This window comes from Enterococcus sp. AZ101 (genome assembly GCF_050499005.1).
Classification (GTDB): domain Bacteria; phylum Bacillota; class Bacilli; order Lactobacillales; family Enterococcaceae; genus Enterococcus_L; species Enterococcus_L ureilyticus.
Map to the genome: position 1 here is coordinate 1,037,884 of NZ_JBMHEZ010000001.1, position 19,832 is coordinate 1,057,715.

The window sequence follows — 19,832 nt, forward strand, 5'->3', positions numbered from 1 at the left end:
CGATTATTTTTTATTTGAATTTTCGTGTTTCAACTGATAAATCTTTGAAGGTCGACCAATGCCCACAGGACGTTCACCAATTTCTTCAAAATGATGAAGCATAGCTTTTTTAAAATTGGAGTGATCGATTGTCTTATAATCGATTCCAGAAAATTTAGCAAAGACCTTTCTGGCTTCAGTGATTGTAAAATCTTTTCCTAAGACTTGCAGCACTTGTGGATCATGTTCCATCTTGTTCGCCACACGATTAAAAGCTTTTAGAATGATTTCACTATGATCAAAAGCTAATGTGTCTTTTCCCGTTGAAACACCTGTATCTAAATCTAAAATAATATTCACATCGCCGTTATTAAGAGAAAGCAGGCTTTCTTTACGCTTCATTGTAAACCAGCGAACTTCCTTTGCATCATCTCCTGCAATCAAAGGTTCTTCACCAATGAAAGCGAGATAACTAACCGTTACTACCCAGCCACGAGGATCTCGATCAGGTCGACTGAAGCTATGAAGCTGTTCGATGTTATCTTTAGAAATGATGACACCAGTTTCTTCTTGTGTTTCCCGCAAAACACTTTCCCCAGTAGATTCGCTTCTATTTACAAAACCACCTGGTAATGCCCAAGAATTTCTATAAGGATGGCCTTTTCTTTTGATCAGCAAGATTTTCAGTTGATCTTCTTCTTTGTTATAGCACATCAAAACAATATCTACAGTCAGAGAAGGTTTTTCATATTCAGGAAGTTCTTGTTGATGGTACCATTTTAAAAAGTCAGTTTCAGTAGCTTGTTGCTCATAATATTGTTTTTCTTCTTCCTTTGAACTAAAGCGTGTCAAATTAGTCATCTCCCCTAAAGTTAGATAAAAGTACTTTTTACTTTATTGTATCATTCTCATCAAGAAAAACAACTAAAGACATAGCTTTAGTATAAGAAAAATAAACTTACGCCCTTTATTTTTACAAGTCGTTACTTGAATTCTTTCAAACTAGAATGTTAATCAAAAGATTAGAATGAAGTTAAGGGATCTATGGTGAAAAATCGTTTAATCATCAATCGGTTAGAAGTCTATTTCTCATTAAGATGTTTATTTATTGTTTTTAAGTCAACCTGTTTTATATTAAGGTTGACAAAGGTGGGTTGAAATAGTATTTTAAATATATAAATCTTGTTTAAACATTTGGAGGGAACACATGAAAACAAAAGATATCACTAAAATTGCCATTATGATCAGCATTATTATTGTTTTAGGTTTTTTTCCACCAATTCCAATTAGCCTTTTACCTGTACCAATTGTTATTCAAAACGCTGGGTTTATGCTCAGTGGTTTACTTCTCGGCAAAAAGAATGGGACAATTGCAACCTTGTTATTTCTATTACTTGTAGCAGTTGGTTTTCCATTGTTGGCAGGTGGTAGAGGAGGGATGACCGTCTTTTTTAGTGTCACAGCAGGTTATCTTTTTGCTTATCCTATTGCAACATTTATGATTGGCTGGCTGACTGAAAGATTCAACCCAAATAATCAAAATAGTATGTATGGCTTTGGCATTACTTTCCTTTTTGGGGCATTGTTTATTGATTTCTGTGGAGCTGTTGGGGTAAGTCTATTATCCGATGTCTCTTTATCAAACAGTTTGCTTGCCAGTCTGGCTTTTATTCCTGGAGATACCATTAAAGCATTTTTAACAGTATTTATTGCAAAAAGAATCTCGAAATCTCTTGCTAAAAGGGGGTCTTGAGTTGGTAAAAATATTTGGTTCAATGGTTGATAAAGAAGGTAGATGTACTCATTATAGCTCTCTTGTGGATATCATTGCGAATAAATGTTATCTTTGTAAAAAATATTATGCTTGTTACCAATGTCATGATGAACAAGAATTACATCATTTTGAAGCATGGCCGGTTGCCACTGAACCGGATGCGAAAGTAGTTCTTTGCGGAGCTTGTCAGTTAGAAATGACGGTAAGTGACTATCAAAAAAAAGCACAATGCTTGAACTGCGGACGGTTATTTAATTCGAACTGTTCTAAACATAGTGACATCTATTTTAGTTAGATAAATTTGCTTAGAAAATGAATGGTAGAAAACGATTTAATAGAATTTAGAGTTGGAAGTAAAACTAGTCTTTAGTTTTACTTCCAACTCTTTTACATTTTAAAAGCATCAAGTCAAGTGAATAAAACCTTCTTCATAATTTGTCCAAATTGTTTGGACAAATTTGCGCTTTCATTCACTTGTATGGTGACAAGTGAGCGATTACAATAAAGAAGACATCCAAGCGGTTGTCTGAGAATTGATCTGCGCAGATTGAATGACTCAAAATTTTTCTTGTTTTAAATAGAAGGAGGAAAACAATGGAACAAACACAAGGGGATCTAAAAGTGAAAGTTCAACAGTTCGGAAGCTTTCTTAGCGGAATGATTATGCCGAATATTGGAGCATTTATCGCGTGGGGAATTTTAACAGCCTTATTTATTCCTACAGGCTGGTTTCCAAATGAACAATTAAATGAGATAACAGGACCAACGATTACTTACTTATTACCGATTCTGATTGGTTTTACTGGGGGGCGTTTGGTTTATGATATTCGCGGTGGGGTCGTGGGTGCAATGGTTACAATGGGCGTGATTACTGGAGCAGATATCCCTATGTTTCTAGGCGCCATGATGGTTGGACCTGCAGGAGCATACTGCATTAAAAAATTTGATCAATTAGTAGACGGCAAAATCAAACCAGGTTTTGAAATGCTAGTCAACAATTTTTCTTCTGGAATTTTAGCATCGATATTAGCAATCATTGCCTATTTGATCGTCGGTCCTGCGGTAGAAGGTTTAAATAATCTTTTAGCAACAGGTGTAGGATTTTTAGTTAAAAACTCACTACTACCGCTAGCAAGCGTTTTTGTTGAACCTGCTAAGGTATTGTTTTTAAATAATGCCATCAACCATGGTGTGATCAGTCCGATTGCAATCGAACAAGCCGCTGAAACAGGCCGTTCTGTATTGTTTTTATTAGAGTCCAATCCAGGACCTGGATTAGGTATCTTACTAGCCTATACGATTTTTGGACGCGGAAGTGCAAAACAAACAGCACCAGGTGCAATTATTATCCATTTTTTAGGTGGAATTCATGAAATTTATTTTCCTTATATTTTGATGAAACCAATTTTGATTCTATCAGCCATTGGTGGTGGCATGGCTGGTGTTATGACGTTCTCACTATTTAATGCTGGTTTAGTAGCGCCAGCATCGCCGGGTAGTATCTTTGCTATTTTAGCGATGACTCCTCGAAATGGCTATTTAGGTGTTTTTGCGGGAATTATTGTCGCAACTGCGGTATCATTTGCGATTTCAGCTGTAGTGTTAAAAACGTCTAAAGAAACTGAGACAACGATTGAAGCAGCGTCTGAAAAAGCAAATGCTTTAAAAGGACGAAAAACAGTTAATCCAGATGTGGTAACAAGTTTTTCTGCGTCTGAAAAGATGAATAATGCAGTAGAAATTCTTGCAAATACTAAGAAAATCATTTTTGCTTGTGATGCTGGAATGGGATCAAGTGCCATGGGAGCTTCTGTTTTACGAAATAAAGTAAAAAAAGCAGGATTAACGATTGAAGTAGTCAATTCGGCCATAGCTCAACTCCCTAATGATGCTGATATTGTTGTGACACATCAAGATTTAACTTCGAGAGCAAAAGAGCGATTACCAAAAGCCTATCACGTTTCAGTTGATAATTTTCTAAGTAGTAATAAATATGATGAATTAGTAGAAAAATTATTGGCTGTTAAAACATCTGTTTAAATAAAAATAATCATTTTCTAGAGAGGAGAATCTCATGTATCTTTCAGCAAGAGTTAGACTTATTTTGGAGCAGCTGTTGACTAATAATCGTCCCGTTTTTGTTCATGAGTTAGCAGAGGATTTAAATGTTAGTAAACGGACGATTCGACGCGATTTAAAAGAAGTAGAGGAAACGTTATCTACTTATCAGCTTAAATTGGTGAAGGAGCAAGGGATTTTATCTTTAGAAGGCGTTGATTTAGATAAACAACATTTTCGATGGCAATTGATGGATCTGTCTTATAACGAATTTAGTCCAGAAGAGCGGCAGCAGAAAATTCTCAAAACTTTGTTGAAAGAAGAAAGCTTAAAACTTGCCGGACTAGCAAATGATTTAAATGTTACGATTTCAACGATTAGTAATGATCTAACTAAAATCGAAGAGCGGCTACCTAAAACAGTAAAAATTGAAAGAAGACGAGGCACAGGTGTCTCTTTACAAGCTGATGAAGCACAAAAAAGAAGCTTAATGAGCGAGCTCTTTGGCCAACAGTTTCCAGACTATCAATTATTACAGTTCTTTCAAGAAAAATCCCGTGAAGTAGCCACTAATGATCGAGTAGAAGGGCGTTTGCTAGATTTAGTCAATGAAACATTATTGAAGAAAGTAGAATTTAGTGTCCGTAATTGGCGCAAACAAAATCTAGAAGAAATCAGTGATGAGGCTTATGCTAATTTAATTGTGCATATTTCCATTTCAATAGAACGAATGATTGCAGGAAACTTTATTCAAGCACACACAGATAATGATAAAATGATCAATTATCCAGAATTTGTTGTGGCAAAACAAATGTTAGCAGATATTCTTGAAATGGAAGTAGAAGTTGTCCCAGATGGAGAAGCTGCCTATGTCACAACACATCTTAGAGGTGTGAAGACTACAAAAAGTAACATGGGCTTCATGGAAAATGAAGAATTAGAAGTCTTGGTTTTAGTTAAGCAACTGATTGAACAAGTTGAATCTAAACTAGGACAAGAGTTACCTAAAGAGTTGTTAACCAAAGGGCTGATTGCACATCTACGACCTACATTAAGGCGCCTCCAACAAGGAATGCGAATTTACAATCCCTTAATTCACTCTATCAAGCAAGATTATGCCGATTTATTTGTAGTTATCAGACAAGCGTTTGACCAAGTGTATCAAAAAAGTCACGTACCTGATGAAGAAATCGGTTACCTAGTTTTACACTTTGGTGCGGTCCTTTTACAATTAGAGAGTGAAAATCGTTTTTCTGGATTAGTTGTCTGTGCAAGTGGGATAGGAACATCTAGAATGTTGGTTACTCGCTTGCGTCAGCGAATTCCTCAATTAGAAAAATTAGAAACAGTCTCTTTATTTGAGCTGAGTAGAAAAAAAGCAGAAGGACATTACCATGTTATCATTTCGACTATTGATCTAGGATCAGTGGATTTTGATTATTTTTTGGTATCTCCTATGTTGACAGAAAGAGAGCTTTCACAAATCAGTGTCTTTTTGAAAAGTCTGCATAGTGAATACCATAAAAAAATTACCTATGAAGAACAAGCAGTTCAGTTGACTTTGTTAGAAGCAACACATTTTTTAGAGCAAAAGCAACGATTTACATCGATTGTTTTAGCAATTTTAAAAAATTTCAACTACTCTAAGTTAAATGAAAATCTTGGAACGATCGAAGACACGGTTCGGGTCATTTGTACACAGCTTTTGGAGAAAGATGCAGAGTTAGATATCGAGGCAGTCGTTAGTATCTTTTTGAACGACGAGGATAAGAAAGCCTTTGGTATTCCAAATACACAAATTGGACTGTTTCATGCACGTAACGAATCAATAAAAGAACCGTTTTTTCAACTTTTTTCGTTAGAAAAATCGATTTTTATCGAAACCATGGATCATACAAAAATGGCGATCAATCGAATCGCGTTACTATTGGTTCCAGAAAAATTTTCACAAGAAGGTTTGGAAATCATTAGTTATATCAGTACGCTTTTTGTTGATAATAGACAAGTCATTGAAATTTTAGAATATGGAACAAATGAAGAAGTATCCGCCTATTTTGTTCAGAAATTATTAAATTACTTAGAGATGAGGAGATAAAATGATTAGTTTAAAGAAAGAAGATATCGCGTTAAATCAGCAATTTTTTGATAAAAAAACAGCTATCCAAGCAGCTGGAAAACAGTTGACCAGTTTGGGCTACGTAGCACCAGAGTATATTGAAAAGATGGTCGAACGAGACCAATTAACTACGACTTATATTGGAAATCTAGTTGCGATTCCACATGGCACGGATGAATCGAAACATCTAATCAAGAAATCAGGTATCGTTATTTTACAAGTACCTGAAGGGGTAGATTTTGATGGCAATGAAGTGAAATTGATTATTGGGATTGCAGGAATTGACGATGAGCATTTAGACTTGTTATCAGCGATTGCTTTAGTTTGTTCAGATTTAGAAAATGTAGAAAAATTAGTAGCAGCTGACTCACAAGAACAGATTATTGAATTGTTTAATGAAGAGGTGACTGTATGAAAAAAATTGCAGTTCATTTTGGCGCAGGAAATATTGGACGTGGCTTTATTGGCTGGTTATTAGTTCAAGCAGGGTACCAAGTGATATTTGCCGATGTTGACGAAAAAATTGTTGAGGCAATCAACACGCAAGGCGAATATGAAGTTATTTTGGCTAACGAAGAGCAAGAGCGATTTATGATTGAAGGGGTACAGGCTGTCAACAGCAGTAAAGAAGTGGAGCGATTAGCAAAATATATCAGTAAAGCAAAAATAGTTACAACTGCTGTAGGACCAACAATTTTACCAAGAGTAGCAGAAGTTATCGCTAAAGGAATTGAGCTAAGAGTAGGTTCTGCTGAATACTTGACCGTTATTGCTTGTGAGAATATGATTGGTGGTTCTGAAATTCTTCAAGCAGCTGTCTTGCCATTGTTAACAGTTGAAGCCAAAGAATACGCTAAGAAATTTGTAGCCTTTCCCAATTCAGCAGTCGATCGCATTGTTCCAAATCAAAATCATGAAAATCTGTTGACTGTGACTGTAGAACCATTTTATGAATGGGTTGTCGAGGAGCCTTTAAATGAAGAAAATGCACCTGAAATTGCTGGGTTAAATTATGTACCCGACCTAACGCCCTACATTGAACGTAAATTATTTACAGTAAATACAGGTCACGCAGTCACAGCTTATTTTGGTCATATGAGAAATATAAAATCAATTGAAGATGCGATTCATAATGAGAAGGTTCTCTTTATCGTACGAAGTGCTCTAGAGGAAACAGGAGCGTTATTGGAAAAAAAGTTTCAATTTTCTCACCACGAGCATCAAGCCTACATTGATAAAATCATTGAGCGCTTTAAGAATCCTTACGTTTCAGATTATGTAACACGTGTTGGTCGCTCACCGATCCGAAAAATAGGTGAAAATGATCGATTTATTCAACCTGCTAGACAATTTGTGGAAGCATTTAATGAAACGCCTAAGGCTTTGGCAATTGCGATTGCTGCAGCGATGAAATTTGAAGAACCGACGGATGAAGAAGCTTGTGCGCTTCAAAAAGCAATTAAAGAGCAAGGCTTAGATCAGACGATTGAACAATATACAGGGTTAAAACCGTATACAAAATTGTTTGAGAAGATTCGCACTTCTTATCATGAGTTAGTCTAAAAAATACTTAACCAAGCGAGAAAAGCTTGGTTAAGTATTTTTTGTTATTGTGTCAATTCTAATAATTTTGTTTTTAAATCTTCTTCCATATGACCTAATTCGATTTCAGCCGCACGACGTTTTTCTTTTCCTTCTTGCTGAATCCTTAATGTTTCTTGGATTGTTTCAACTAAATCGTTTTGCGTTTTTTGTAATGTATCGATATCAACGATACCACGTTCATTTTCTTTTGCCGTTTCAATTGCAGAAATCTTAAGCATTTCAGAATTTTTCTTCAATAAATCATTAGTTGTTTCAGATACTTGACGTTGGGCTGTTACAGCATCTTTTTGACGTAATAAAGTCAATGCAATCACTACCTGGTTTTTCCAAAGCGGAATCGCTGTGTTGATCGATGCTTGAATTTTTTCTGCTAAAGCCTGATTGGTATTTTGAATCAAACGAATTTGAGGTGCTTGTTGGATCGTGATTTGACGTGCTAAACGCAAATCGTGTGTTCGTTTATCTAAGCGATCTAAAAATTGCGTATAGTCATTCGCAATTTGTACGTCCATTTGATCACCAGTTTCTTCAGCTTTCTTCATAGCTTCAGGAATGATCTTCATTTGCAGTTCTTCAGTCTTTAACTCACCGGCTGCAATATAGATATTTAAGGCATCAAAGTAATCTTTGTTTTTATTGTAAAGTTGTTCTAACATTAGATTATCTTTTAAAAGACCATTTTTTTCTTTTTCTAGTTTGACCGCAATTTTATCAATTTGAGCACCAATTTTTTGATATTTCGCAGTGATCTCAAAAATCGATTGTTTTACTTTACCAAACATTTTTTGAAAAATATTCCCTTCGCCCGCTCGTAATTCATCAGGGTTCGCTTCATTTAATCGATACATCAAATCTGTTAAGGAATCACCAACAGGACCGATATCTTGAGATTGTACGTGATTTAACATCGATTGAGAAAATTCGCCTAGCTTTGTTTGCGCTGCTGAACCATAGGTGATCACAGCTTGAGAGTCTTGTACATCGATTTTAGATGCTAACTCGCGTGCTTGGGCTTGACGATCTTCTGGCAATTTATCCACTAATCGAGTTGCAACCTGCTGATCCTGTAAAGCAGAGATCTCACTTTGTTGGGTTGCTGTTAATGAATCAATAGGTGTTGAAAAAGGGTTATTCAATAAGTCATCTAAAGTATCATTGACAGGGGTGATATCTTTTGGTTTATCTTCCATTTTATTTCCTCCTAAATTTGAAAGTGTACCGAGACTTCAGCTCATGCAAGTACACAGTATAAAACATGAGTCAAAGTAGAGTGATCAAGTGAAACAATAATTAAAATTCATCGTTACGTTCATTACTGCTATTATCTCTTTTTAAACTATTTTTAGCAACGGATATCTCAATATCTAAGTCTTCTAAATCATCAGCTACAAACTGTTCATAATCTTTTTTGATTAATTTAGAGACTTGGTCAATAATTTGAGCACTTTCTTCCAATTTTTCATATGTTTGTTTATTTTTGATCTCATGGTCATCGATTTCTAAGTATTTACTCGTTAAATCGACTAAATTAGGTAAGTGAGTATATAAAAAGTGATTCGCTAAATGCAGTTTTTTAGGCTCTTTCACTAACTCTTTAAAGAGAGCTTTGGATACTCGTAACGTATCGTTGCGCAAGTCGACCGCTCTTAATTTAGTAGAGGCATTCATATTTTCCTGCAACTGAACGATTTGCTTTTTAGTCGTATTCATTGTATCACGGAAAAAATTGATTTCCTGATCCGTCATACCTAAATTTGCATAATGTTCCTCTTTTGTTTTTGTAAGATTAGGCAATGCTTCTTCTTTTTTTCCAGTTTTCTTTTTTGATCCATTAAAAAGCAGAACGACAAGAAGCAAAAGAATCACGACAACTGCTGGTATGTGAACACCAGTAATAAAACGTAGAACTAAACCTGCTAAAAATAAATAAGCAACTATTTTGATAAGCTTTCCTTTTCTCATTTAAGTTCCCTCCAATCATTCATTCCATCGAAAGTTGTTAACCTCCGCTACATAAGTTATTTTAGCACATTCTGGGCTATAAATAATATCAGTCCAAAGGTTGATTTTGATATTTAGTGAAAATGTAAGAAATGGCAAGGGGAAAAAGGGGTTTTTTACTACTTTAGATGTAGAATCAGCTAAATTGTTCACAAAAAAGTCAAAAGAAAGATGAGAAAAAAATAGAAACGTAAGGTATAATAGAAGACAACGATCTGGATAAAAGGAGAAACATTGTGAAGAAATTTAAAATCATAACTATATTATTAGTGGGGTTGGTCGTCACGGGTTGTTCTGGACGTAGTGTCGTAGAAGAAGAGGATGACGATGCTTATTTAAAAGAAACAAGTTCGAGTGTGGAAGAATTAAGTTCTTATGGAGATGATGAGGTATTTTATGAACCTCGTGATCGCTCAACAACAAGCACTACTGTAGATGAAAACCAAGTAGCAACGGATGAGACAAAAGAGCAACCGAGTGATTCAAAAAATAAAATCGAAGTAATCAAAACCAAGAATGGAAACTTTAAAATAGAAATGACAGACGGGTGGCAATCTGTTGAAGCAAAAGAATTAAGTGATAATGCGGATGTCAGTTTAAAAAATACTACAAATGAAGAATACTATATGGTGTTAAGTGAAGCAAAAAAAGATTTTGATAGTTTTGATGTATTTAAACAGTCTGTGGATTTGTCTGATTTAGGTGAGATTACAAATGAAAAAAAAGCTGCAATCAACTATAATGGACTAAAAGGTGAACGCCGTACTTTTACAGCAAGTAAAGATGGAGTAGAGGTTTATTACATCTACGATTTAGTAGAAGGTAAAGATCATTATTTGCAATGTATCAGTTGGACCTTAAATAGCAAGAAAAGTAGTAATGAATCAGATTTAATTAAAGTCATGAACTCTCTAGCTGAATTAGAAAATAAATAGTTTTAAATGATGAGCAGGATAAAAGCTGTAGATAGTAGAGAGAAGTAAAACTAGTGCCATAGTTTTATTCCTCTCTTTTTTGATGAGAGCATGCTACATTTTTTGTAGAAATAGTTAAATAACCTCAAAAATTCCCAGATACTGTGAATAAAGGATTCACAAAAAGAGTGATAAGTGATAAAATTTCAAAATTAAGGTATGATATCCATAGAAAGATTGGTGAACTTGCATGATGAACTTTGAAGAGTTTGAGGAAAAGACGATTTCCAGAAAAGAAATATTTAAAGGACATATGATTGAGGTTGTTTTGGACGAAGTCCAATTACCTAATGGTGAAACTAGTACACGTGAACTTGTTTTTCATCCTGGAGCAGTTGCGATTATTCCAATAACAGCAGACAATAAAATGATCATGGTCAAACAATTCAGAAAACCGATGGAAAAAGTTCTTTTAGAAATTCCTGCTGGAAAAATCGACCCTGGTGAACAGGACAATCCAAAAGAAACGGCAGAGCGAGAATTAGAAGAAGAGACCGGCTATCGAGCAAATGAATTTACTTTTGTGACGTCTATGTATGTTTCTCCTGGTTTTGCAAATGAACTTCTTCATATTTATTTTGCGCAAGATTTAGTAAAGGTTCCTAATCCCCGTCCGCAAGACGATGATGAGATTTTAGAATTATATACAATCACATTAGATGAAGCGAAAGCAGAAATTGCTAGTGGGCTGATTTGTGATGCAAAAACCATCTTTGCTGTGCAGTATTGGGAACTACAGCAGCTAAAACAGCAGCTGAAGGAGGATAAACAATGAGCAAAGGTCCGTTGGTCACTCGGACAGAATTACGGAGACGAAAAGAAGAGGCTGACAAAGAGGCACAAAAATTATTTGCGCAAGAGCAAAAATCAGCTGACAAAGCATACCGTAAAAAAGAAAAAGAAATCTCAAACTTTTATCGAAAAGAACATAAGAAGCAAAAAGAAATTACCAAATCACGTTCAAATGAGCAAACAAAAATCCGAGAGCGCAGTAGTACGCTGACTAAAGCGATTATTATTGTTGCGATTTTGTTGGCTATTGTTATATTTATCGTATTGAATTTATAGAGAAGAGGAAGTCACTATGAAAATTGGAATTATCGGAGCAATGGATCAAGAAGTGAAAATCTTAAAAGAAAAATTATCTGATACACGATCTTGGGAAAGAGCTGGAGCATTATTTGTCTCAGGTTCGCTAGGCCGACATGAAGTGATTGTTGTTCGTTCTGGAATCGGGAAAGTATTGTCAGCTGTTACGACAACCTTATTGATCCATCAGTATGGTGTAAATATGGTGATCAACACTGGATCGGCTGGCGGCATTGGACAAGGACTAGCTGTTGGTGACGTAGTGATTGCAGACAAATTAGCTTATTTTGATGTAGATGTTACTGGATTTGGTTATCAGCCGGGACAATTGCCTGGTATGCCGTTATATTATGAATCAAGTGATTATCTAAAAATTGAAATGAAAAAAGCAGCTGAGAAGACAGGGATGTCGATTCATCATGGTCTGATCGTAACTGGAGATTCTTTTGTCAATGACAAGGAAAAAGTGAGTAACATTCTTTCAGAATTTCCAGAAGCATTGGCCTGTGAAATGGAAGGTGCTGCAATCGCTCAAGCAGCTGCACAATTTAATATTCCATTTTTAGTTGTTAGAGCAATCAGTGATACGGCTGATCATGAAGCATCTCAAACTTTTGATGAATTTATTGAAGAAGCAGGAGAAAAGTCAGCACAGATGGTTATCCATTTTGTGGAGCATCTTGTTTAATCTGTCTTACTTTTTAAATGGAGGTTTTTGAATGAAAGCATTGATTTCAATTGATTATACGAATGATTTTGTTGCAGCAGATGGTGCATTGACAACAGGTGGCGCAGGGCAAGCAATCGAGTCTTCTTTACTTGCTATAACTCAAGCGTTTATTGAAAATAATGATTTTGTAGTTTATGCGATTGATCGCCATGATCATAATGATCCAAAGCATCCAGAAAATGATTTATTTCCACCCCATAACATTGTTGGTACGAACGGTCGCAAACTCTACGGGAAACTAGCAGAAGTTTATGAAAAGAGTCGAAACAAAGTCAATGTTTACTGGATTGATAAACGTCATTATTCTGCTTTTAGTGGAACTGATTTAGATATCCGTCTGCGTGAAAGAGGCATTACGGAGCTTCATCTAGTCGGAGTTTGTACGGATATCTGTGTCCTTCACACCGCAGTGGATGCGTATAATTTAGGGTACAAGATTGTTATTCATAAAAATGCAGTTGCCAGTTTCGATCCTGTTGGACACGAATGGGCATTGAATCATTTTAAACAAGTATTAGGTGCGACAGTAATTGAATAACTTGATTTATAAGAGCTGTGAAAGACTTAATGAGTTTTTTTACAGCTCTTTTTTTGAATTCTCTTATAAGGTAGCTTCAAGAGTGACATTATTGTTGTATACAAACAATTATCAAGTTATTTTTACAAGAGTTTGTCGTTCTATTTTTTTCATAATTGCAGAACTGATGCCTTAGCCGTGAAATTTTTTCTGTCGTGTATTTTGACCATCTGGCCCATTGGATAATCTGTACTGCTATGAGTAATACGACCTGTGTGACATCAGCAGAATCAAATTTTCGGATCACTCCATTCATTGATCTGCCCCATTTCTCTTAAATAAATGATTTTCTGTTTTCTTGTTAATTTTTTAAATGCGTACTCTGCTTTGGTTGCGTCACTACGACTACTAAATTTTTCAACATGGATTATTTTTGCTGGGAGTCTAGAGGGAAGTCGAGTGTACTTTGCCCCAACGCCACTATTATGTTCCTTTAAACGTCTTTTTGGATCTGTGGTATAACCGCCGTAAAAAGTCTCATCTTTGCAGTGGAGTACATAAAAATAATGATTAGTTTCCATATAACATCGCCTTCACTTCAGGTAAATAATTGTTTTGGTCATCATAAGTAAACAATGGCGGCAAGACACGAAATCCTTCTTTTTTCCCTTGCTTGATCCCTTCAATCAATAAAGTATTCGCTTCTTTTCCGGCTTTAGGATAAATAAAACGAACACGTTTGGGTGCGACATCGGCAGATTCCATTGCGTGTAGAATGTCTAAAAAACGGTCAGGCCGATGAACCATGGCCAAACGTCCATTAGTTTTTAACAGTTTTGCAGAAACCCCAATGACTTCTGTTAGTGTTGTATATATTTCATGGCGAGCAATAGCTAAGTGCGGATTCGGATTTTTTTGGCTTGTTGGTAATTCTTTGAAATAAGGTGGATTACATAACACTAAATCAACAGAATCAGGTTTTACAGCAGTTGTTGCTAGTTTTAAATCTAGTTCAAGCATAGTCATTTGTTCTTCCAAATGATTTAATTGAATACTTCGTCTGCCCATATCTGCTAAGCGTTCTTGTAGTTCGATTTGGGTGATATGAGCGTTCGTTTTACGACTGGCAAATAAACCAACAGCCCCATTGCCAGCACAAAGGTCAACAATCTTGCCTTTTTTTGGATAGGCTGGGAAATTTGCTAGCAAGACAGCGTCGATCGAAAAAGAAAATACCTCTTTACTTTGGATGATTTGAATATCATTTGCAAATAATTGATCGATTCGTTCCCCTTTTAATAGCATGTGTCATTCATTCCTTTTTTTCAGATTCGTTTGACTAAAAAATATTTTGTAGTACCTATGAAAGGTGTGTCCTTTAATTGACCAAATACTTGATAGCCATATTGTTCATAGAACGTTTTTGCTTGATAGTCTTGGGTATTGATTGTGATTAATTTAGTACCTGATGCACTCGCAAAGTCTTCTGCTTTTTTGAGTAGTTCAGTGCCATAGCCTTTGCCGCGATATTCTTTGTTAATTGCAAGTAATGAAATATGTGTCTCATTCATCCATTTATTGGCAGTGATACCTCCGATATAAAAATCATTATCATATAAAGCTAAAGAGAATGGTGTATTTTCTTCTGCGGGGATATTTTTCTCTTCTTCTTGTTTTTCAGAAAGTAGCGCAATCAAATGTGTTTCATTTTGGGCTTGATTCAGTTTTTTATACTCAATCATGTACAAAACCTCCGATTTTCTAAAATTATACAGTAAAGCTCTTTGATGGAACAGAAGATATCCTTATATTATACTACAATTAGGATTAGAAGAAACCTGTGAAAAAGACTTGTCAAAAGCAACAGTTTTCGGCATACTTATAGCTAGTGAAAAGAAAGGAAGAAAAACCATGTTTTTTACATTTATGCGTGGCGTTGTTCGGGTCGTTTTATTTATTATCAACGGCAATGCTCACTATGAAAAGAAAGACCGCATTCCTCAAAATGAAAATTATATTTTAGTAGCACCTCATAGAACCTGGTGGGAGCCTTTGTACCTTGCTGTCGGTGGATCACCGAAAAAATTTAGTTTTATGGCGAAAAAGGAATTATTCAAAAATCCATTCTTAAGTTTTATTTTAAAACATGCCAATGCTTTTCCAGTCGATCGGGAAAAACCTGGTCCAAGTGCAATCAAAACGCCTGTCAAAACGTTAAAAAATACAGATTTAAGTTTAGTTATGTTTCCAAGCGGAACCCGTCATTCATCTGAGTTAAAAGGCGGCGTGGCCTTGATTGCAAAAATGGCTAAAGTTAAAATTGTTCCAGCTGTTTATCAAGGTCCACTAACGTTAAAGGATTTATTTAAACGGCGTCGGGTGACTGTTCGATTCGGTGAACCGATCGACGTCAGTGATATTGCTAAGATGGATAAAGAAGGCATTGCTGAGGTTGAGCTTAGAATGCAGGCGGCTTTTGACAGCTTGGATCAAGAAATCGATCCAAATTTTAAATATGAAGTGAAAGAATAGAAATCGCATAAGTATTTTGATTTTTTTAGCTTGGATGTAACTCGAAGAGTTATATTTCAGGCTTTTTTTTTCTTTCAGAAAATTTCTGTACGTTTGAACCATATATTTCTCCCTAAATTTGGTATAATAGTAAGAAGGACTTTTTTAGGTGGTGGAAAAATGCGTTTTTTACATACAGCCGATTGGCATATCGGTAAAAAATTACATGGGTATGATTTACTAGAGGAACAAGTGGATGCATTTCAGCAGATTTTGACTATTGCAAAAAAAGAACAAGTGGATGCAATCGTCGTGGCAGGTGATCTATATGATCGCTCAGTTCCCTCAGTTGAAGCGATCGAAGTCTTCAATAAAATGATTATAGAAATGAATCTACAGGAAAAATTCCCAGTATTAGCGATTTCTGGTAATCATGATAGTAGTACACGTTTGGAAACCGGTGGTCCATGGTTTATTCAATCAAATTTTCATTTGAATACTCGCTTGGATCAAGCTTTTCAGCCAGTAGAGATGGAGAATACTCAGTTTTTCTTATTGCCGTATTTTGAACCAATTTCAGCTCGTTTATATTTTGATAATGAAGAAATTCGGACGATCGAACAGGCGATGAAAGAAGTTGTAACTGAAATGAAAAAACAATTCAAACCTGATATGAAACACGTTTTAGTCAGTCATTTTTTTGTAGCTGGCAGTGAAAAATCTGATTCAGAAACAAAATTAATGGTAGGCGGATTGGATACAGTACCCTTATCGTTACTAGAATCATTCGATTATGTAGCGTTAGGTCATTTACACGGGAAAAATGCCTTACAAGCTGAAAATGCTCGCTATAGTGGTTCACCGCTGAAATTTTCTTTATCTGAAATGAATCAGAAAAAAGGGGTTTGGATCGTCGATACCAAAGCGAACGAAACGACCTTTGAATTTAAAGAAATCACACCATTAAGAAATGTGATACAAATCGAAGGTAGCTTCAAAGAACTAACAACACAAGAATTTTACGAGTCGATCGATCGTGAGAATTATTTACATATTCAATTAACGGATCGTGCAGTGATTCCTAACATGATGAATCAACTAAGGAAAATTTATCCACGAGTAATCGGTGTCGAACGTTTATTTGGAAGAGAAGTGCAACAAAAACACAATGAAACAAAAAAGGAAATCAAAACGTTAGCACCAAACGAATTAGTCGCTCAATTTTTTTCTGATGTAACAGGAGAGGAACTGACGAGACAACAACAAGTGTGGATCAAAGAAAATCTAGCAGAAATCTATCAAGCAGAAAGAGGGAAATAAGTTGAAACCTTTAACATTAGCATTGAAAAACTTTGGCCCTTATATTGCTGAAACAATCGACTTCAACAAGTTTGCAGATTCGTCTCTCTTTTTGATAAGTGGAAAGACGGGTTCAGGTAAAACGACGATTTTTGATGGGATGAGCTATGCTTTATTTGGTGAAAGTTCGGGGAAGTTGCGTCAAGGAAAGGAAATGCGCTCGACATTTGCTGATCCTTCGGAGCCTACAGAAGTCCATTTAACTTTTTCTCATGGAGACTATTTTTATGAGATCACAAGAAAACCAGAACAAGAACTTTACAAAAAACGGGGTGAGGGAACGCGTACTCAAAGTGCTAAGATTTCATTGATTGTGAAAGATCATACCGGAAAAGAGCTTAGAGAATATACGAAACGCCGTGAAGTTGACACGTTTATTCAAGAATTATTGCACTTAGATGCTAATCAATTTGCTCAGATTGTTCTTTTACCTCAAGGGGAATTTAGAACGTTTTTGATTGCAAATAGTAATGATAAAGAAAAAGTTCTTAGAAACCTGTTTGGCACTCAACTATATCAAACCTTAAATGAACAACTAAAAGTTCAATTAAAGACGGTCAATAAAGGAATCGAGGCAACGCAACAAATGATCCAAGCTAAATTAGATCAACTCTATTGGCAAGAGCCGTTGCAAAAAGAACTGGTTGTAGAGCAGCAATTAGTGTTACTAGATCAGCAACAAGAAACGATGCAAAAACAGCAAGCAATAGAAAAATCAGCATTAGCTGTATTACAAAAACAAAAACAACAAAAGGAGCAAGAAAAGTTTGCTTTAGAAGAGCTAGCAAATGAATTTACCAAGCAAAATCAACTCAAAAAACAAAAGGAAGAACTTGATCAAGCAGCCGTGATGATCGAAGAGCTAAGAGCAGAAGAACAGCAACTGCAATGGGTACAAAAGCATCAAGGCTTGATTGAAAAGATCGATGAAAAAGTTAAATTGATTTCTACCTATGAGCAAGAGCTGAAAAGCAATCGATCACAACAAAAAACACAGCAAGAATTATTTCAACAATTGGAACAAACACAAAGTGAAAATGAACAACGATCTGCTGAGATGCTAATAGCCAAAGAACAAGTAACAAGGCTGCAATTTCAAATTCCTTTATATGAAGAAAAGGAAAGTATAGACAGTACGATTGAAAAAAATCATTTACTGTTAGAAAGTTTAACAAAGAAACTTACAGAGACAAAAGAAAAGCAGCAGAATGCGGAGCAAGCCTATCAACAAAAGCTTGTCGTGATAGAAGGAAAATCCCAAATCGAAAAAGAACAACTGACATTAGAACGGCATCGAGAACAATGGCTGATTTTTATAGATAATTGGGCAAAGAAAGAACAACTTGAAACCAAAAAAAATAGCATTGTGGAGCAACTAGTTGTTAAGGATGCTGAACTAAAGGAAGCATCAGTCGAAAAAGAGACGATTTATGAACAAGTTGCGCAACAAAAAAGCCAATGGGCAAAGATGCAAATTAGTCGATTAAGTTTATTTTTAGTCGCTGGTGAACCTTGTCCTGTTTGCGGTTCTGTGGAGCATCCTAAACAAAATGAGCACCAAGAATTTACTTTAGAGGAAATTCAAGCTATCGAAAATCAGCTGAATGAAATCGAAAAAAGGGCTCAAAAACAAGAGGTAACAGTTGCCAAACTACAAGCTCAGTATACCCAAGTAAAGCTTACTGAACGAGAACTGCAGCAAGAACTGGCAGAACAAACACACAAAGTTGATTCGTTGTTTGAACAGTTACAAGAAAAACAAATTATTACTCTAAAAGCACCAATCACTTCTGACGGTATCGAATCAGTAACAGCGAATTTACAGGCAACAGCGGCTAAGCTTGAACATGAATTAGAACGAATTGAAATAGCCCAAAACAAGATAACTGAACTAGAAAAAGTATTGAAAGAGCAACAATTAGAGGTACAGGAACAAGAAAAAATCGTCACTGAAAAGCAACTAGAACAAACAGCAAATGAGACAAAACTAAAAACAATTTCTGAACAATTGATCGATGAACAACTTTCCCTGGCTGAAATAACTGCAACAAAACAACAGCTTGAACAACAGATCATAAACTGGGAAAAACAAAAACAAGAGCTCGACGAACAAATGGCGAAAGTGAAAGAGAGTCGATTATTGTTAAAAAATAGTGAAAAGCATCTTGTGAAAGAGCAAGATACAAATTTAACAGAGAAAATGTCATTAGAACAGCAATTGATGAAAGCAATTCAAGAATCGAGTTTCGAGCTGGATGAGAATAGTGTGCGAATGTTGTTAAAAGAAGTGACAAGACTAGACGCAATCAAAGAAGAACTAACAACTTTCGACAAAAAACAGGATCAGCTAGCATTTCAGTTGACTGAACTGGAGCAAAAGTTAGAAAATAAAGAGCAACCTGAGACAAACAGCTTGACGGATGAAATTGAACAATTGACAATTTCACTTCAAACGAAAGAAGCCAGATATTACCAACAACTTGAAAAAATCCAAGCCAATGAAAGCATTCAAAAACAAGTCAAAGAATTGATTACCTCAGTTGAACAACAGTGGTCAGAAGTTACCGCATTGCACCAATTGGCTGCGACAGTCAACGGTGATAATCCAAGGAAAACTAGTTTGGAAAGATACGTTTTACAGACTTATTTGGAGGAAGTTTTAAAGGTAGCCAATCAACGTTTGGGCTTACTGACAAACAATCGCTACCAATTTGAACTGAATCAAGATTCTGGGAGTTACAAGAATCAAACAGGACTTGAAATCAATGTTTACGATGATAATGCAGGCAGTACTCGCAGTGCACATACGTTATCAGGCGGTGAAAGTTTCATTGCCGCATTAGCCTTGGCGCTGTCTCTAGCGGAAGTGATTCAAGAGCAAGCAGGTGGTGTTTTGATTGAAGCCTTATTCATCGATGAAGGATTTGGTTCCCTAGATGAAGAAGCCTTAGAAATGGCAATGGAAGCTTTAGAAGTAATCGAAAACGAAGGAAGAATGATCGGTATTATTAGCCATGTAAGTGAATTAAAAGCAAGAATCCCGCAACAACTACAAATCCAAACAAATGGAAATGGTCAGAGCCAAGTGACCTATCAAACGGCGTAAGCCTAGGAGGTGA

At 35.9% G+C, this 19,832-nt stretch carries 20 protein-coding genes; 14 read left to right on the plus strand and 6 right to left on the minus strand.

Annotated features, from left to right (window positions below; genetic code table 11):
• Positions 1–3: 3 nt before the first annotated feature.
• A complete protein-coding gene (locus IGJ50_RS04825; RefSeq protein ID WP_069639631.1) occupies positions 4–831 on the minus strand; it encodes an NUDIX domain-containing protein in 828 nt (275 codons plus the stop codon).
• Between the two features lie 355 nt (positions 832–1,186).
• On the opposite strand from IGJ50_RS04825, the gene IGJ50_RS04830 reads away from it, so the two are divergent.
• The 6 genes from IGJ50_RS04830 to IGJ50_RS04855 all read left to right on the plus strand — a co-directional run bounded on the left by IGJ50_RS04830 (position 1,187) and on the right by IGJ50_RS04855 (position 7,490).
• Positions 1,187–1,732 (plus strand): biotin transporter BioY, encoded by a 546-nt coding sequence (locus tag IGJ50_RS04830; protein ID WP_207120820.1) that lies wholly within the window; start codon positions 1,187–1,189, stop codon positions 1,730–1,732.
• Between the two features lies 1 nt (position 1,733).
• A complete protein-coding gene (locus IGJ50_RS04835; RefSeq protein ID WP_239574239.1) occupies positions 1,734–2,048 on the plus strand; it encodes a CHY zinc finger protein in 315 nt (104 codons plus the stop codon).
• Positions 2,049–2,347: 299 nt separating this feature from the next.
• Positions 2,348–3,793: a PTS mannitol transporter subunit IICB gene (locus IGJ50_RS04840; RefSeq protein ID WP_429949144.1), complete on the plus strand. Its 1,446-nt coding sequence runs from the start codon at positions 2,348–2,350 to the stop codon at positions 3,791–3,793.
• Between the two features lie 34 nt (positions 3,794–3,827).
• Positions 3,828–5,906: a BglG family transcription antiterminator gene (locus tag IGJ50_RS04845; RefSeq protein ID WP_207120822.1), complete on the plus strand. Its 2,079-nt coding sequence runs from the start codon at positions 3,828–3,830 to the stop codon at positions 5,904–5,906.
• Position 5,907: 1 nt separating this feature from the next.
• Positions 5,908–6,342: a PTS sugar transporter subunit IIA gene (locus tag IGJ50_RS04850; protein WP_429949146.1), complete on the plus strand. Its 435-nt coding sequence runs from the start codon at positions 5,908–5,910 to the stop codon at positions 6,340–6,342.
• Entirely contained in the window at positions 6,339–7,490 is a 1,152-nt protein-coding gene (locus tag IGJ50_RS04855) for a mannitol-1-phosphate 5-dehydrogenase (RefSeq protein WP_429949148.1), read from the plus strand. Before IGJ50_RS04850 ends, IGJ50_RS04855 begins: the two co-directional genes overlap by 4 nt.
• A gap of 44 nt (positions 7,491–7,534) precedes the next feature.
• Here IGJ50_RS04855 and IGJ50_RS04860 read toward each other — a convergent pair whose 3' ends face one another.
• Positions 7,535–8,722, minus strand: coding sequence for a toxic anion resistance protein (locus IGJ50_RS04860; protein WP_207120824.1), 1,188 nt, complete (start codon positions 8,720–8,722; stop codon positions 7,535–7,537).
• A 100-nt stretch (positions 8,723–8,822) separates the two neighbouring features.
• Positions 8,823–9,494 (minus strand): 5-bromo-4-chloroindolyl phosphate hydrolysis family protein, encoded by a 672-nt coding sequence (locus IGJ50_RS04865; RefSeq protein WP_207120825.1) that lies wholly within the window; start codon positions 9,492–9,494, stop codon positions 8,823–8,825.
• 275 nt (positions 9,495–9,769) lie between these two features.
• Here IGJ50_RS04865 and IGJ50_RS04870 point away from each other — a divergent pair, with 275 nt between their 5' ends.
• The 5 genes from IGJ50_RS04870 to IGJ50_RS04890 all read left to right on the plus strand — a co-directional run bounded on the left by IGJ50_RS04870 (position 9,770) and on the right by IGJ50_RS04890 (position 12,864).
• A complete protein-coding gene (locus tag IGJ50_RS04870; protein WP_429949150.1) occupies positions 9,770–10,468 on the plus strand; it encodes a hypothetical protein in 699 nt (232 codons plus the stop codon).
• 229 nt (positions 10,469–10,697) lie between these two features.
• The gene (locus IGJ50_RS04875; protein WP_069639640.1) at positions 10,698–11,282 is read left to right on the plus strand and encodes an NUDIX domain-containing protein; all 585 of its coding nucleotides are present in this window, start codon (positions 10,698–10,700) and stop codon (positions 11,280–11,282) included.
• Positions 11,279–11,575, plus strand: a complete 297-nt coding sequence (macP, locus tag IGJ50_RS04880) for a cell wall synthase accessory phosphoprotein MacP (protein ID WP_069639641.1) — start codon at positions 11,279–11,281, stop codon at positions 11,573–11,575. The genes IGJ50_RS04875 and macP overlap by 4 nt, the downstream gene beginning before the upstream one ends.
• Positions 11,576–11,591: 16 nt before the next feature.
• Positions 11,592–12,284, plus strand: a complete 693-nt coding sequence (locus IGJ50_RS04885) for a 5'-methylthioadenosine/adenosylhomocysteine nucleosidase (protein ID WP_429949152.1) — start codon at positions 11,592–11,594, stop codon at positions 12,282–12,284.
• 31 nt (positions 12,285–12,315) lie between these two features.
• A complete protein-coding gene (locus tag IGJ50_RS04890) occupies positions 12,316–12,864 on the plus strand; it encodes a cysteine hydrolase family protein (protein ID WP_429949154.1) in 549 nt (182 codons plus the stop codon).
• Positions 12,865–13,133: 269 nt separating this feature from the next.
• Here IGJ50_RS04890 and IGJ50_RS04895 read toward each other — a convergent pair whose 3' ends face one another.
• The 3 genes from IGJ50_RS04895 to IGJ50_RS04905 are packed head-to-tail and all read right to left on the minus strand — an operon-like array spanning position 13,134 to position 14,585.
• Positions 13,134–13,424, minus strand: a complete 291-nt coding sequence (locus IGJ50_RS04895; protein WP_069639644.1) for a GIY-YIG nuclease family protein — start codon at positions 13,422–13,424, stop codon at positions 13,134–13,136.
• Complete coding sequence (locus IGJ50_RS04900) at positions 13,414–14,148, minus strand: tRNA1(Val) (adenine(37)-N6)-methyltransferase (RefSeq protein ID WP_429949155.1); 735 nt, start codon at positions 14,146–14,148, stop codon at positions 13,414–13,416. Before IGJ50_RS04900 ends, IGJ50_RS04895 begins: the two co-directional genes overlap by 11 nt.
• Before the next feature lie 20 nt (positions 14,149–14,168).
• Positions 14,169–14,585 (minus strand): GNAT family N-acetyltransferase, encoded by a 417-nt coding sequence (locus IGJ50_RS04905; RefSeq protein ID WP_083244328.1) that lies wholly within the window; start codon positions 14,583–14,585, stop codon positions 14,169–14,171.
• A 169-nt stretch (positions 14,586–14,754) separates the two neighbouring features.
• Between IGJ50_RS04905 and IGJ50_RS04910 the strand changes: the two genes are divergently transcribed.
• From IGJ50_RS04910 to IGJ50_RS04920, 3 genes are all read left to right on the plus strand, one after another.
• Positions 14,755–15,375: a lysophospholipid acyltransferase family protein gene (locus IGJ50_RS04910; protein ID WP_429949158.1), complete on the plus strand. Its 621-nt coding sequence runs from the start codon at positions 14,755–14,757 to the stop codon at positions 15,373–15,375.
• 159 nt (positions 15,376–15,534) lie between these two features.
• Positions 15,535–16,674, plus strand: a complete 1,140-nt coding sequence (locus IGJ50_RS04915; protein WP_069639648.1) for an exonuclease SbcCD subunit D — start codon at positions 15,535–15,537, stop codon at positions 16,672–16,674.
• A gap of 1 nt (position 16,675) precedes the next feature.
• Positions 16,676–19,819: an AAA family ATPase gene (locus tag IGJ50_RS04920; RefSeq protein ID WP_429949160.1), complete on the plus strand. Its 3,144-nt coding sequence runs from the start codon at positions 16,676–16,678 to the stop codon at positions 19,817–19,819.
• The last annotated feature ends 13 nt before the right edge of the window (positions 19,820–19,832 follow it).